This is a genomic window from Rhizobium sp. BK181, from assembly GCF_014193305.1.
In the GTDB taxonomy this organism is placed as follows: domain Bacteria; phylum Pseudomonadota; class Alphaproteobacteria; order Rhizobiales; family Rhizobiaceae; genus Rhizobium.
Genome location: NZ_JACHZA010000001.1, coordinates 362,918 through 377,545, shown reverse-complemented (window position 1 = coordinate 377,545; position 14,628 = coordinate 362,918). Strand labels below are relative to the sequence as shown.

The window sequence follows — 14,628 nt, the reverse complement described above, 5'->3', positions numbered from 1 at the left end:
TGGAACAATGCTGAACGTAGCGCTCGAGACCTCCAGCAGCACACCGCTGCAGACATTCAAAGCCGCATTCAAGTCCGTGGCTGCGTTCTATGGCCGACCAAGCTCCGACACGGTCCTCTTCTCCGGTCTTCCGGACGAGGTGACCGAGTCGCTTGAGCTGGATGATGTCGAGCGCATGGCCGAGCGCATCGGCCTGCAGGTGATCAAGCATCAGGAGCGTGAATGCCGCCAGGGCAATTTCGATTGCCCGGCGATCGTCGCCTTTGCGGATGGCAGCGTGCTGCCGCTGCTTGAGATCGCCGAGGACGGCTCCTATGTCACGGATATCGTTCCGATTGCCGGCAACGCGATCCGTCTGACGCGGGAAGAATTTCTGGCGCTGAAGCCGCAACTGGCCTTTGCCTTTACGCTCTACTATCAGAACGCCTCGGAAGAGGCGCTCGTCGGCAATGCCGTCGAGATCGAGAAGCGGCATTGGCTGGCGACGACGCTTGCGCCTTATTGGCGCACCTATGTGCGTGTCATGGTCGCGGCGCTGTTTATCAACCTGATCGCGCTCGGATCGCCGCTCTTTACCATGAACGTCTACGATCGGGTGCTGCCGAACAAGGCGATCTCGACGCTCTGGGTCTTGGCCGCGGGTATTTCGCTCGCCTATATTTTCGACTTCCTGCTGAAGACGGCGCGCTCGTCGCTGATCGATTATGCGGGCCGCAAGGCGGACCTGCGCCTCTCGCAGCTGCTTTTCGACAAGGTGCTCAATTCGACGCTTGCTTCGCGGCCGATGTCGACGGGCGAATATGCCAACCGCGTGACGCAATATGAGTTCGTCCGCGAGTTCTTCACGTCGAACACCATCGGCGTGCTGATCGACAGTCTGTTTGTCTTCATCTTCCTGGGCGTCATTTATCTGATCGCCGGCTGGCTTGTGGTTATCCCGGCCGTGGCGTTCGTCTTGTCGGTTGTCATCGGCCTCTATGCGCAGGCGGCGATCGGCAAGCGTATGGCGACCGCTGCCAACGAGGCATCGCGCCGCCAGTCGCTGCTGGTGGAAACGATTTCGACGATCGAAACGCTGAAGAGCCTGCGCGCCGAAGCGACGATGCTGCGCCGCTGGCAGGAGCTCACCAAGTATTCGAGCCGCACCAGCGAGGATATCAAGCATATCTCGACGAATGCGATCAACCTGACGATGTTCATCCAGCAGATGGTGAGCGTCCTGATCGTGATTGCCGGCACCTACGAGTTCTCCGAGGGGCGGATTGCCATGGGCGCGATCGTCGCGACGGTCATGCTGGCGAGCCGTGCCGGCGCGCCGCTCGGCCAGATCGCCATGACGCTGGCGCGCTTCCGCCAGGCAACCATGTCACTGCGCATCCTCGACAAGATCATGGAACAGCCCGACGACCGCCCGTCGACTGTCGGCTTCGTCAACCGGGAGATCACCCGCGGCGCATTCAGTTTCCAGGACGTGTCGTTCCAGTATCCGGGCTCGGACTATCCGGTCATCAGCAAGCTGTCCTTTACCGTGAAGCCCGGCGAGCGGATCGGCATCATCGGCCGCATCGGCTCGGGCAAGACCACCCTCGGTCGCTTGCTCGACGGGCTGTTTTGCCCTTCGGGCGGTCGCGTGCTGATCGATGGCGTCGATATCCGCCAGTATCATATGGCCGAAGTTCGCTCGGCGGTCGCCGTGGCCGGCCAGTCTTCCGATCTCTTCTCTGGAACGGTCAAGGAAAACCTGCTTATCGGGCGTGCCGACGCAACCGACGAGGAACTCCTCGAGGTCGCTCGCATGACCGGCGTCGACGAGTTTGTCGGCAACCATCCCCGCGGCTTCGACATGCCGGTCGGCGAACGCGGCACCAACCTGTCGAGCGGCCAGAAGCAGGCGCTGACGATCGCCCGCCTGCTGCTCACGAAACCGAAGATCGTCTTTCTCGACGAGCCGTCCGGCGCCATGGATCTGGCGACCGAGCGCAACCTGATTGCGCGCCTGTCGCAGGCGATCAGCCGCGACACAACACTCCTGATCGCTACCCATCGCTACAGCATGCTTGAGCTCGTCGATCGCCTGATCGTCGTCGACAAGGGCCGGATCATCGCCGACGGGCCGAAGAATGCGGTCATCGAAGCCATGCAGCGCAAGCCGGCGGGGGCGCAGTCATGAGCCTCAGCAATCGCCACGACAATCCTCCGCTTCTTGCTCGCGGTATCCTGGCACTGGTGGCTCTCGTCATTGCGAGCTTCATCGCCTGGGCGGCAATCGCTGACATCAACGAGATCGCCCGCGGTGAGGGCAAGGTCATTCCCGTCTCGAAGACGCAGATCATCCAGTCCTCGGAGCCCGGCGTCGTCCAGCAGATCGCCGTCGTACTCGGTCAGGTGGTTCGCAAAGGCCAGCTGCTCGTTCAACTCGACAACACCACAACGACATCCACGCTTGGCGAGTCCGTTGCCAAGGCGCGGGCTCTGGGTGCCAAGGTTGCACGGCTGAAGCTCGAGGAGGCCGGCCAATACGACGCCGCGTTCGTCTGCCCCGAAGAAATCATGTCGGTCGCCAAGGACGTCTGCAGCAACGAGGAGAAGCTCTTCGCCGCTGATCGCGCGAGCTACCAGAACAAGCTCGGGGTGTTGCAGGAACGCGTCCGCCAGCGCGAGAACGAACTGAGCGAAGCGCACGCCAATATCGATCGGCTGGAGCAGAATATCGAAGGAGCGCAGCGCCAATACGACCTCATTCATCCGTTGGCCCAGAAAAAGCTGGTCGCCCAGACGGAAGTGCTGAAGACCGAGCGCGATCTCACCGATCAGCAAGGCCAGCTTAAGGTCTACCAGGAAAGCATAGACCGCCTGCAGGCCGCGGTGCAGGAAGCCAAGCTGCAGCTCGGCGATCTTGCCCTCGAACTGCGCCAGCAGGCGCTGATGGACAAGGCGCAGGCGCTGGCCGAACTCTCCGTCGTCGACGAGACGATCCGCGGCGCGTCCGACCGCGTCAAGCGTACCGATATCCGCTCGCCGGTCGACGGCATCGTCAACACGCTTGAGGTCAACACCATCGGCGCCTATGTCGATCCGGGCCGCGTCATCGCCGGCATTGTGCCGACCGCCGACACGCTGCTCGTTGAAGCGAAGATTTCGCCGCGCGATGTCGCCTTCGTGCGCCGCGGCCAGCCGGCCGTCGTCAAGATCACCGCCTATGACTTCTCGATCTTCGGCGGCCTCGAGGGCATCGTCGAGAACATCTCTGCCGATAGTCTTGTGGAGAAGGAAAAGGGCGAGACCTACTATCTGGTGCAGGTCAAGACCGACAAGTCCGCCCTGGAGCGCAACGGCAAGTCCTACCCGATCATCCCCGGCATGGTCGCATCGGTCGAGATCATGACCGGCAACAAGACGGTGCTGAGCTACCTGATGAAACCGATCAACAAGGCGCGCAGCGAAGCGCTGACGGAGCGATAGATGTTGATCGTCAAGCCAAGCAGCAATGCCCTCTCCGAACTCGAGCCGATTGAAGAGCCATTGCCTGCCATCGCCGCCGACGAGATCGAGCCGCGCTTCCGGGCGGTCGTCGGTCGGGGCGGCGAGCGTCGCGGCATCCGTCTCGAGGGGATCTACTGGGATGGCCTCGGCCGCATGTCGTCGGCGGGCAAGATGAGCACGGCCGACCTCGTGCACTACACCGCCTCGCAGATGCCGGAGTCCGGCAACCTTGCCTCGCTGCTGCGTGTGCTCAGCTTCAAATGGGCGCTCCGTCGGCTGGATACCGTCGAGGACGCCTCATCGATGGCTAACGTCAACGCCATCATTCAGGCGTCGCCATCGCCGACAATCCTGCTGACCCAGGAAAAGAAGATCCAGCTCTTCAACGATCCCTTCCTGACCATGCTCCGCCAGCGCCTGCCGCTTGGCGATGCGGCGCAGTTGACGAAGACCTTGCGGTTCTCGATCGATACACAGATCGACGAGGCGATCGCTACGCTCTATCGCAACCGAGGCAAGACGCTGAACACCGGCTTCACGATTGCCGTCGGAGCGGCCTCGATGAAAGGCCAGATCAATCTGGCTCTCGCACCGACGCACGAGAAGCCGATGCTGATTGGCTACGTCTCGCGCTACTGATCGCTAAATGCGGACATGGAAAAGGCGGCTGAAATTCAGCCGCCTTTCCGTTGCCCCAGCCATGGTTACTTCAGAACGCCACGCCTTCGCCCGGAGCGACCTTTTCCAACGGCATGGCCGAAGCCACTTGTTTGGCGCCGGTGCGCGTTCCGTGGAGGTAGCCCTTGCCGTCCGCAATCGAATAGAGCGGAACGTAGTCGGGTAGTTTCGTGTCCGGCAGCACCTCGTCACGCATGTTGTCGAGGATGAAGCGGTTGTCGTTGACCGCGACGGAAAGCACCGCGTGGTAGAAGTGGCGCCTCTGATCAAAAAGGACGACAACGGACATGTCCTTGAGGTCGACGCCTTCGGCATGCAGAGCCGCCATCTTCAGGATTGCAAAGTCTTCGCAATCGCCCTGCTGGCGCGAGAGGGTTTCGGCCGGCGTCGCCCAGTAATCCGCCACCTTGTAGGTGTCGATGTCGCGGCTGTAGCGGATCGTGTGGTTGATGGTGACATTGACCGCGTTCAACTTGTCGCGGATCGAGGACTGCGACGTCTTGGCAAAGGCAACCTTGATCGCCGTCGTCGTTTCGGAGCATTGAGCCGGGTTGCAGTCAATGGCGGTCCCATCAGTCATTTCCGACAGCGAAGGTGCGAATTTCTTTAATGCGGCGAGCCGCTTGAAAGGGATGGCGACGGTTCCAAACGCAGCAGTGCCGGTCGGCGCGGCAATCGTCGCGCGCGCGACCGGCTGTTCCGGCGCGACGCTCTCCTTGACCCAGCCGGCTGGCTCAGGCTGCAGCGTTCGGGTCAGTGCGGCCACATCGATGGCGGCGATGGTCTTTGCGATATCGTTCGTCGCCAGGCTAACGAGGCTGGCAACGCTGCCGAAGGTCAGCGCGCGCGCCGCATCGGCTGCGAAATCGGCGGAGTACATCGCGCTTGAAATCTGTGGGGACGGCAGGACCGACGCGCCGGAAAGACTCGGTGCAACACTGGCCGCAAATGCAGCCAGAGTAAAAGCGGCAATGTTGTTTGTTATTATACTGCGCTTCATGAAGTCGTCGCCTCTTCTTGGGTGAGGACAACGTACAAAACAGCTATAAAAATCAGGTATTTAAGCGTGGATAAGGGTGGGATAAATTATCCGTTCAAAAGAACATAAAAGTTTAGTGTGTCCATCAACCAAGTTTGGGCGAAGGGTTTGCTTTCGCGGGTCGCTTGTGCAGATATGAACCCCTGCCAAAAGGCCGGAAAAGGCCGTGATTGAGAGAGTGGGGAAACGGTGAAGGTGCATTTGATCGAGCAGGCGCAACGCGCGCATGGTTTACGCGCGGCACGGCGTGCGCCGCCTCAGGAAGGCGCCGGCCCCTTGAAACTGACCAAATCCGTCCTCGCGGTGTCGATCGTCGTCGCCTGCGGTGCGCTCTTGGGATGCCAGTCCGACGTCGATGGCATCGCCAAGAACGTCAAGACTAATGACATCAAGGCACCTTCGAGCGAGGTTGATGAGAGCTTTGGCGAAACCGGAGCGGAAATCACTCTGCTGCTGCCGAGGGGCACGGCGGGTATTTATGAGGGCACTGCGCGTGACGTGCGTGACGGCGCCGGCCTCGGCGTCGGCGAACTCGGCGGCAACCAGGTCTTTGTGAAGGTCGTCGACGTAGCCTCCGGCGCACCTGCCGCCGCGACGGCCGTGAGCGCCGCCAAGGCGCGTGGTTCCGTGCTTCTCGTTAGCTATGCATCGCCGGCCGTCACCGCGGCTGTCGCCGCGATCCCTGCCGATCAGCGGCCGCCTTTGCTCAACCTCGGCGCGCCCGTGCCGCCAACATCGGGAAATGTCTACAACTTCATTTCCGATGAGATCGACAGCGCCATCGAGGGTGTGCGGGCAGCCGCTGTCAGCGGCCACAAGAAGGTGGTGGTTTTTGCGCAGACTGATTTTCCGGCTGCAGGCGAGGAACGTCTGGCAAGCGCCATCCGCGCCGGCGGCGGCACATATCTGGGGCTCACCCGTTACGATCTGACCGATGCTGCGGCTGCGGACGCCGTCAAAAGGAGCGCTGCCAATCTCCAGAATGCCGACACCGTGCTCGTCCTGGGCAAGACGGTTATCACGACGACCATTGCCGGAGCCATAAAGGCGAGTGGCAAGACGAACGTGACCTTCGTCGGCACCAATGCCTGGCCGCCGCAGACACACTCGAATCCCTCCGTCGCCGGCACCGTGATCGCCATGGTCGAGCCCGAGGGCGCGACGATGATCGCCGAGCGCTATCAGCGTCACTACAAGCGGACGCTCTCCACCGATGCGGCTTACGGCTATGACGCCGTGGCGGTCGCCTCGGGCATCGTCCGGACAAAGGGGCCGGAAGGGGTGAACGCGCAGAACCTGACCAGCAAAGTCGGATTCCGCGGCGTGACCGGTCTCTTCCGACTGATGCCAACCGGCACCGTGGAGCGCAAGATGAGCCTCTATTCCCTCAGCGGCGGCAAGCTCACCTTGCTCGGCGCCACGCCGGCCTCGTTCTGATAGCCGCATTCCTGGGTCATCAATCCAAGGATAAATCCGCTATCATCCGGCGTCCGCGCATCGAGAATAGGCCGGCAGGTGCGTATCCTTTGCCCGGCATAAGGGTAGGCTTTCGCACGCCAGCCCCTCCTGAGAGGCGGCCGATCGCCCGAGAATCCAGCCCTCACGGAGATTCCCGCCGCTGTCACTCAGGAGTCAGGGCAGGAATTCACGTCAAACGGCCAGACTTGCGTTTTCTCTCACTTGGCTGCCTCGTCGGCGCCAAGCAGGTAGCCTCCGTCCCAGTGATAGATTTGCTTGTCGTCGACGGTCACCTTGACGACCGCCTGGAAACCGGCGAGCGTTCCGCTGCCGGCATGAAACGCACAGGTTCCCTGCATCGGGCTGGCGGTGTCGTAGGTGACGCAGTACCCGACCGCCGTGTCTCCGTTTCCGACGGCAATAACTGCCGCGCTACTGCCGAAAAGAGGGCTACCGGTCACCGGCCCATAGTACAAGATCTTGGTGCCCGCCGGGATCGCCGCGAGGTTCGATTCCGTAATCGTGCAGAAGCTCGGCGTCTGGCCGGTGTACTGGCTACATTCCTTGGAAATCTTCAGCGGTTGCATAGCCGGTGCGGCGGACGCCACGGAAGCCAGTGCCAGGATGGCGCCAGCCGACAGGATCAACAGTCTGCTCATTGCCTTGTCCCCCAGTCGAATGACTGTCGAAAATTGTACTCTCTATCGCCTCGCCTCGCAATTCGCCGCTGGGCGAGGGTTGCCATGCCTCGCCACCGCCTTCTTGCAACGACCGGTACGCTAAGGCCGTGCAGCCGCAAAGAAGGGCTCCGGGCTCTCCACTTCGATCAGCCGTCGGCGTTCGATCTGCCAGAACCGGTTGCCGATGGCGCGCACGAAGCTGCGGTCGTGGGAGACGACGAGGCAACTCGCCTGATGGGCCATGAGTTCGCCCTCCAGCGCTTCCTGTCCGTCGATGTCGAGATGGTTTGTGGGTTCATCGAGCAGATAGAAGTTCGGTTCCGCCAGCCGCAGAACCAGCATGCCGAGCCGCGCCTTCTGGCCGCCCGAAAGCCGCCCGACCGGACGCGCCTGCATGTCGATGCTCATACCGGCGCCCGCCAGCAACCCGCGAGCCCGCTGGTCGCCGACATCGAAGCGGCGAATGATCGTCTCCATCGGCGTATCGCTGTCTTTCAAGTCGGCAAGCGCCTGGTCGCTATAGCCGAGCACCAATGAAGGGGTGGCCTTGATGCCGTCCTGCGCCGTCTCTGCGCTGGTGATCGCTTTCCGAAGCATCGCGATCAGCCGCGATTTGCCGGCGCCGTTCTCCCCGAGCAGGACGATCCGGTCGCCCTGGCAGATGAACTGCTTGCCGGTGCGGAAGAGCGCAATGCCATCCGGGGTACGGACCTCCGCGTCGTCGAGTGTCACAAGCACCTTGGCATGCGTGCCGCGGTTGGCGAGCCTGATCGCACCCGCCGATCGCTCGAGGTGAGCGGGCTTGGCCGCATCCTCCAGCTTCTCGGCGCGCTGCTTCAACTGCTTGGTCTTGACGACAAGCAGGTCGCTGCCGGAGTTGATGCCGATATTGTTGAGCTTCGCCGCCTGCTTGCGCAGTTGCTCGGCCGTCTTCATGTCGCGCTCGTAGCGCCTCCGGTCGGCCGCATCCACTTCGTCCAATGCGGCCCGCGCCCGGCTGTAGGGCAGGGAGAAGACCTGCGACTGCTCCGGCCGCAGGAACAGCGTACGATTGGTGACGGCATCGAGAAAGGCGCGGTCGTGACTGGAGATGATCACAGGCACATCGCGGGGCAGGGCATTCAGCCAATCCTCAAGGGCGGCAATCTTGGCGAGATCGAGGTGGTTTGTCGGTTCGTCGAGCAGCAGCGCATCCGGCTCCATCACCCAGGTCCGCGCCAGCATCGCCAGTCGCTGCCAGCCGCCGCTGAGCTGCCCGACGGGCCGGCTGCGCAAGGATTCCGGCACATCGAGAGAATCCAGCACGATGTCGACGCGCCAGCTTTCGTTCGCCTGCTGATCTGCTGGCAGTGCCTGCAGCACGGCATCGTGGAAAGCTACATCAAGCAGCTTGGCCGGCACGTCCTGCTCGACATAGCCGATCGTCAGCCCGCGCGAGCGCGTGATGTCGCCCTGGGTTGCCTCCAGTGCCCCTGAAATGCAGCGGAGCAGGGTGGACTTGCCGCGGCCGTTGGCGGCAACGAGCCCGAGACGGTCGCCGGGATTGATGACGAGGTCGAGTTTGGCGAAAAGCGGTGCGCTAAGTGTGACGCCGAGATTGCGGATATTGATAAGGGTCATGATCTTGCTCTGGTCTTGCCGAACGATCACACGAGCGAGGGCATGCAGCCGTCATCGCGTGCGTGTGCTCAAGCTCGGTGGATGAGGAATTGCAGACGAGCAGAATGCCCGAACTGCTGCCACGAGAGGCAGACCAGGAAGAAAGTTTGTGAGAAACGGTCTCTGGTCACCCCTGCAAACGCATTTGCAGGGCGTTGACGGGGCCACGTTGCCGGTTGAACCGGAAATAGTAATTTTGCACGCGACCCTCCTTTCTCTTTGAGTGCATAGGCGAAATACCATCCGGCAGGAAAAAATGCAATCGAGGCGGTTGTATCCAGGCCTTCGGCGGGCGGACCGCAGGCCAACTTGCGCAAGGCGGCTTGGTTGTTGTAAGCGGCCCTGACAGGTAAAATTCTGAACTCCAGGAGAAGCGCCATGGCAGGCGGTGACGACGAATACGTCTATGACGAAGTGACGGGTGAATGGCGTCCGGCTTCCGAATTGGCCGCCGGGCAGGGAAATGCCGAGGTCCGGGACGCTTCCGGAAACGTCCTCAGGGATGGCGATTCCGTCACCCTCATCAAGGACCTGAAGGTGAAGGGCGCCAATCAGACGCTGAAGCAGGGCACGGTCATCAAGTCGATCAGGCTGACGGACAATCCTGACGAGATCGATTGCCGCCACGACGCCATCAAGGGCCTTGTGCTGCGCACGGAATTTGTCCGTAAGCGCTAGGTGGTGTGCCCGTCGTTGGGCGGAAGGGCGATAACGCCCTTTCCCTCAGCGCTTCAAGCTGCCGAGAATACCGCGCACCAACGCCCGACCGACCTGTGTCGCCACCGTCCGGGCAACGCTTTTCATCGCGGCTTCCACGACCGTTTCACGCTGATAGCCGGAGGACCGGGCGCGACCTTGGCTCTTGGCCTGCGGCTCGTTGTCGTCGTCACCGAAGCCCGGCAGGGTCCAGCGACCCGAGGCGCTGCCTTCGGTCGGTTCTGTCGGCTGCACCTGCTTGGCGGCATCGGAGTCCGACGCCTTCTTCGCGCGTGCCGCCAGAATCTCGAAGGCGGACTCGCGATCGAGGTCTTCATCATAGACGCCGAGCACGGGGCTCCTGTCCATGACCTGCTGACGCTCCGCATCAGTCAGCGGACCGACACGTCCGGACGGCGGGCGGACCAGCGTCCGCTCGACGATCGAGGGCGAGCCCTTTGCCTCCAGCGTCGACACCAGCGCCTCTCCGGTGCCGAGCGTGGTGATGACGGTGGCGCAGTCGAAGGCAGGGTTGGGGCGGAAAGTGTCGGCAGCGGTCTTCACCGCCTTCTGCTCGCGCGGCGAATAGGCGCGCAACGCGTGCTGCACGCGGTTGCCAAGCTGCGCGAGCACCGTTTCCGGCACATCGAGCGGATTCTGCGTCACGAAATAGACGCCGACGCCCTTCGAACGGATGAGGCGAACGACCTGCTCGACACGCTCCAGCAGCACCTTCGGGGCGTCGTTAAAGAGCAAGTGCGCCTCGTCGAAGAAGAAAACGAGGTTCGGCTTCTCGGGATCGCCCACTTCAGGCAACTCCTCGAAGAGTTCGGAAAGCAGCCACAGCAGGAAGGTCGCGTAGAGCCGCGGGTTCATCATCAGCTTGTCGGCTGCAAGCACCGAGATCTGGCCGTAGCCGCGGTTGTTGGTCCGCATGATGTCGGTGATTTTCAGCGCCGGCTCGCCGAAGAAATGCTCGGCGCCCTGCTGCTCCAGCACCAGCATCGCCCGCTGGATCGAGGCGACCGACGCCTTCGAGATCAGGCCGAACTTGCTGGAGAGTTCCGTCGCGTTCTCTGCCATGTAGTTCAGCAGCGAGGAGAAGTCCTTGAGGTCGAGCAGCGGCAGGCCGCCCTGGTCGGCGATCTTGAAGGCAATGTTGATGACGCCTTCCTGCGGCTCGGAAGCATCCATCAGGCGGGCCAGCAGCAGCGGTCCCATCTCGGCGATGGTGGTGCGGACACGGTGGCCCTTCTCGCCGAACAGGTCCCAGAAGATGACCGGGAACTGGTCGAACTCGTAGTCGTCGAAGCCGATCTGCTCGGCGCGCTTGGTCAGAAAATCCTTCGGCTCGCCCTTGGCGGCGATACCGGAAAGGTCGCCCTTGATGTCGGCGCAGAAGACCGGCACGCCGGCCCTCGAGAACCCCTCGGCGAGCACCTGCAGCGTTACCGTCTTGCCGGTGCCGGTCGCGCCCGTCACCAAGCCGTGGCGGTTCCCGAACTTCAGGTCGAGATATTCCGGCTTGTTGATGCTGTCATCGGGATTGCGGCTGACGCCGACGAAAATCTTGCCATCCTCGAGCATTTCGAAAATTCTCCCTGCGGCTGTCGGCGCCGATTGCGTCAAAATGCGGAGCAACGTTTCCGCACGGTCATTGTAATATCGTTTGCCTGTTATAAGCAGGGAGCCCGGTGCGGACAACTGTCTGCATTAAAAGGAAAACTAGGATAAAGCCCGCTTTCGCGGCAGGCGTCTTGAGTTGCCCCGAAAGTTCGATTAACGTTGACGTTAACGTCAAAAATAGGAGGCTGACAATGAATGAAATAGTAGACCAGATCGCCGCGCGCGTGGGCATCCCCTCAGAGGTGGCCGAAAAGGCGCTCGGCATGATGCTCGGCTTCCTGCAGCGCGAAGCGGCGGACGGTCCGGTCGCCAAGATGATCGAAGCCATTCCGGGCGCCTCCGACCTCGTTGCCAAGTACAACGGCGAGGGCGCGACTGGCGGCGGCGGCATCCTCGGCAGCATCATGGGCGCTCTCGGCGGTGGCGGTATCATGGCGCTCGGCCAGCAGCTGATGTCGGAAGGCCTCGGCATGGGCGAGATCACCACGCTTGCCAAGGAAACCATCGCGATTGCCGAGCAGTATGCCGGCAAGGAAGTGGTTGACGAGGTTGTCGGCTCGGTTCCCGGTCTCAGCCAGTTCGTCTAAGCGGACGAGTCAAGCTTTCAGCGGGCGGGCCTGGTCCCGCCCGTTTGCATTGTAGCTACGGCGTTATGCCGAGCAAGGTGAGCCAGTTCCGCGACTGGTCGCTGGCTGCAGCGCGTCCGGTCGCGTCAAGCACATGAGGGCCGCAATAGCGCTCGACATTGCGCCGATCGGCATCGGTGATCTGAGGGTTGCGAGAGGCTGCGATGACCTCGCGCCAAGCGCAGCCAAGGACGGGCTCGACCACGATGCCGCGGTCGCAGCCAGTGCTCAGGCAAAAGGAGACTTTCCGTTGGCTTTCTATGCGGCCGCCGATCGCATCGGCGTAGAGGCCGGTCCAGTCGGCGCGGATCTGTTCGCAGCGCGCGGCCGCCCCGCTTTGACGGCAACTAACCTTCGGCACATAGCTGTCCGCTGGCGCCCAGTCGGCAACCTCGGCGAGGCTGACGCATCCACAGGCAAAAAGAGCTGCGGCAATGAACTGCAACATAGGGCCCCTTTGCTTGGCGCAAGCGCAAACGAATCACACGAGACAAGCTCAAGGATTTCTTTACTTGCTAAAGGAGCACTTCTGAAGCGCCATTGTATCGGGATCGGCGAGGCAAGCGGATCAATGCTTGCTCTTCGTTTCTCTCGCCAGCTTGAGGATCACGTCGTCAGCCGCGTCGGCCAGCGCCATCGCGATTTCTGCTGCCTTCCATCCCCGCTTCTCGCCATTGCGAATGAGCTCGAAGAGGAGCGGTTCGAACTCCGACCTGCAGGTTTCCATACGCTGATCGGAAGTCGAACGATTCTTAGCCAATTGAGTATCTACCATGTCAATACCCCAAAACCCTGAGGATAGATTTAGCAAGGCCGCGTAAGAGCGCAAGTAAATATATTAATCGAGCTTTAACAATTTCGACTAATATATGCTTTATTCGCCAAATGCTAGAAAAACATAAGAAGGGCCCGTCGGGGTTGGACGAGCCCCGCCTTCTTTGTCGCCGGAAAAAGCAACGCGGTCAGCAAAGGAATCTTCGTTGTGCCAGGTGAAGGGGTCAATTCATCCATATTTTGTATAGCGTACCATAAATATGTTGTCGGCGATCGCGTCTAAACATCTCTGAATCGATATTTATGCTCGCTATGCGAGAGTGGCATAGAAATGCCATTTGGTTTTACTTCAGTTGGGCGGGTATTTCTTAAGTTACTTTTGGCCTTGGTTGTGCGGCGCTTCGCCCAGCTGATGCCACTCCCGGCCATCGCGTCGGATGAGCTCGTCAGCACAGGATGGGCCGCTGCTTCCGGGCGCGTAAGCCTCCGGCGTTTCGCTGCTCTTTGCCCACATATCCAGGAAGGGTTGGACCGCCGCCCAGCCGGCCTCGATCCCGTCGGCGCGCTGGAACAGCGTCTGGTCACCGATGAAAAGGTCGTAGAGAAGCGACTCGTATCCGGTCATCTTGCCGATATCGAACTCGTCAGCATAGCGGAAGTCGAGCGAGACCGGGACGGTATCGACGGAAAGACCGGGCGACTTGATGGAGATCTCGACGCTCAACCCCTCATCCGGCTGCACCTGGATGACCATCTTGTTCGCTGGCAAATGGCGGTTGACGTCCTTCTTCCGGAACTGCGCGAACGGCACCTGCTTGAAGGTGATCACGACCTCCGTATCACGCGCCTTCAAGGCTTTGCCCGTTCTGAGGTAGAACGGCACCCCGGCCCAGCGCCAAGTGTCGACATAGAGCTTCAACGCGACATAGGTCTCGGTGTTGCTGTCCGGCGAGACATCCTTGGTCTCGCGGAATGCGGTAATGTCGCGTCCGTCGAGCGTGCCGGCCGCATAGGCGCCGCGAACCGCGTGCGAGACAGCCTCTTCCGGCGTGTAGATGCGCAGAGCGCTCAGCGCCTTGCTCTTTTCGGTGCGGATCGTTTCCGCGCCGAAACCGTTCGGGGCCTCCATCGCGATCATCGCCAGCAGCTGGAACAGGTGATTGGGAATCATGTCGCGCAGGGCGCCGGTCGCGTCGTAGAACTTGCCGCGTGTGCCGACGTCCACGATCTCCGCCGCGGAAATCTGCACATGATCGATGTAATTGTTGTTCCAGAGGGATTCGATCATCATGTTGGCGAAGCGGGCCGTCAGAATGTTCTGCACCGTTTCCTTCCCCAGGAAGTGATCGAGACGATAGACTTGGTTCTCGGAGATGTTGCTGAGGATATGCGCGTTCAACGCACGGGCGGAGGCTAGGTCGGTGCCGAAAGGTTTCTCGATCGCAATGCGCCGGAAGCATCCCTCGGCCTCGCTGGTCAGCCCATGCGCATGCAGCTTTTCGACCAGCGGTCCGAAAAACTGCGGCGGCACCGCAAAGTAGAAGGCTGCGTTGCAGCTCGTCAGGTGCTTCTTGATCTCGACGAATATGGGGTCCTGCGTGAAATCGCCTGAGATATACGAAATGCGTTGGCGCAGCCGACGCCATGCATCGTCGGTCTCCGGCCGGATCGGTTCGCTCAGGGTGGCGAGAAAGCTGTCCAGCCGTGCCACCAACGAGGCGTCATCGCCTGGTTCGATGCCGACGCCGAGAATCTTCAGGTCGTCGCCGACCAGCCCGCTCCGCGTCAGATTGATGATTGCCGGGATCAGCAGGCGCCGCGTCAGGTCGCCCGTGGCGCCAAAGATAACAAGGGTGGCTGGCGGAATGGGGGCGGCGTCCATAAAGCTCTCTCCTCGCTGTTTGTCACG

Annotated in this window: 13 protein-coding genes; 6 read left to right on the top strand and 7 right to left on the bottom strand. The window is 61.4% G+C overall.

Annotated elements, in window-relative coordinates; translation table 11 throughout:
• Nucleotides 1-7: 7 nt before the first annotated feature.
• Genes FHT77_RS01925 through FHT77_RS01915 form a run of 3 tightly spaced genes read left to right on the top strand, consistent with a single transcriptional unit; the run spans nt 8 to nt 4,122 of the window.
• Nucleotides 8-2,170: a type I secretion system permease/ATPase gene (locus FHT77_RS01925; RefSeq protein ID WP_183752030.1), complete on the top strand. Its 2,163-nt coding sequence runs from the start codon at nt 8-10 to the stop codon at nt 2,168-2,170.
• Entirely contained in the window at nt 2,167-3,462 is a 1,296-nt protein-coding gene (locus tag FHT77_RS01920; RefSeq protein WP_183752028.1) for an HlyD family type I secretion periplasmic adaptor subunit, read from the top strand. Before FHT77_RS01925 ends, FHT77_RS01920 begins: the two co-directional genes overlap by 4 nt.
• On the top strand, nt 3,463-4,122 hold the full coding sequence (locus FHT77_RS01915) for a ribbon-helix-helix domain-containing protein (RefSeq protein WP_183752026.1): 660 nt from the start codon (nt 3,463-3,465) through the stop codon (nt 4,120-4,122). It abuts the gene before it with no gap.
• A 70-nt stretch (nt 4,123-4,192) separates the two neighbouring features.
• On the opposite strand, the gene FHT77_RS01910 is transcribed toward FHT77_RS01915, so the two are convergent.
• The gene (locus FHT77_RS01910) at nt 4,193-5,161 is read right to left on the bottom strand and encodes a transglutaminase-like cysteine peptidase (RefSeq protein ID WP_183752024.1); all 969 of its coding nucleotides are present in this window, start codon (nt 5,159-5,161) and stop codon (nt 4,193-4,195) included.
• A gap of 315 nt (nt 5,162-5,476) precedes the next feature.
• On the opposite strand from FHT77_RS01910, the gene FHT77_RS01905 reads away from it, so the two are divergent.
• Nucleotides 5,477-6,637, top strand: a complete 1,161-nt coding sequence (locus FHT77_RS01905) for a hypothetical protein (RefSeq protein ID WP_246719624.1) — start codon at nt 5,477-5,479, stop codon at nt 6,635-6,637.
• Nucleotides 6,638-6,876: 239 nt separating this feature from the next.
• On the opposite strand, the gene FHT77_RS01900 is transcribed toward FHT77_RS01905, so the two are convergent.
• A complete protein-coding gene (locus FHT77_RS01900) occupies nt 6,877-7,317 on the bottom strand; it encodes a hypothetical protein (RefSeq protein ID WP_183752021.1) in 441 nt (146 codons plus the stop codon).
• Between the two features lie 120 nt (nt 7,318-7,437).
• Nucleotides 7,438-8,958 (bottom strand): ABC-F family ATP-binding cassette domain-containing protein, encoded by a 1,521-nt coding sequence (locus tag FHT77_RS01895; RefSeq protein ID WP_183752020.1) that lies wholly within the window; start codon nt 8,956-8,958, stop codon nt 7,438-7,440.
• A 417-nt stretch (nt 8,959-9,375) separates the two neighbouring features.
• Here FHT77_RS01895 and FHT77_RS01890 point away from each other — a divergent pair, with 417 nt between their 5' ends.
• Complete coding sequence (locus FHT77_RS01890) at nt 9,376-9,675, top strand: alkylphosphonate utilization protein (RefSeq protein WP_183752017.1); 300 nt, start codon at nt 9,376-9,378, stop codon at nt 9,673-9,675.
• A 45-nt stretch (nt 9,676-9,720) separates the two neighbouring features.
• Here the strand turns inward: FHT77_RS01890 and FHT77_RS01885 are convergent, their stop codons facing one another.
• On the bottom strand, nt 9,721-11,280 hold the full coding sequence (locus FHT77_RS01885; protein WP_183752015.1) for a helicase HerA-like C-terminal domain-containing protein: 1,560 nt from the start codon (nt 11,278-11,280) through the stop codon (nt 9,721-9,723).
• A gap of 230 nt (nt 11,281-11,510) precedes the next feature.
• On the opposite strand from FHT77_RS01885, the gene FHT77_RS01880 reads away from it, so the two are divergent.
• Nucleotides 11,511-11,906: a hypothetical protein gene (locus tag FHT77_RS01880; RefSeq protein ID WP_183752013.1), complete on the top strand. Its 396-nt coding sequence runs from the start codon at nt 11,511-11,513 to the stop codon at nt 11,904-11,906.
• Nucleotides 11,907-11,961: 55 nt separating this feature from the next.
• Here FHT77_RS01880 and FHT77_RS01875 read toward each other — a convergent pair whose 3' ends face one another.
• The 3 genes from FHT77_RS01875 to zwf form a co-directional block, all read right to left on the bottom strand.
• Complete coding sequence (locus tag FHT77_RS01875; protein ID WP_114711973.1) at nt 11,962-12,393, bottom strand: hypothetical protein; 432 nt, start codon at nt 12,391-12,393, stop codon at nt 11,962-11,964.
• 120 nt (nt 12,394-12,513) lie between these two features.
• Complete coding sequence (locus tag FHT77_RS01870) at nt 12,514-12,720, bottom strand: hypothetical protein (RefSeq protein ID WP_040674033.1); 207 nt, start codon at nt 12,718-12,720, stop codon at nt 12,514-12,516.
• Nucleotides 12,721-13,092: 372 nt separating this feature from the next.
• Nucleotides 13,093-14,601: a glucose-6-phosphate dehydrogenase gene (zwf, locus tag FHT77_RS01865; protein ID WP_183752011.1), complete on the bottom strand. Its 1,509-nt coding sequence runs from the start codon at nt 14,599-14,601 to the stop codon at nt 13,093-13,095.
• Nucleotides 14,602-14,628: the final 27 nt, after the last annotated feature.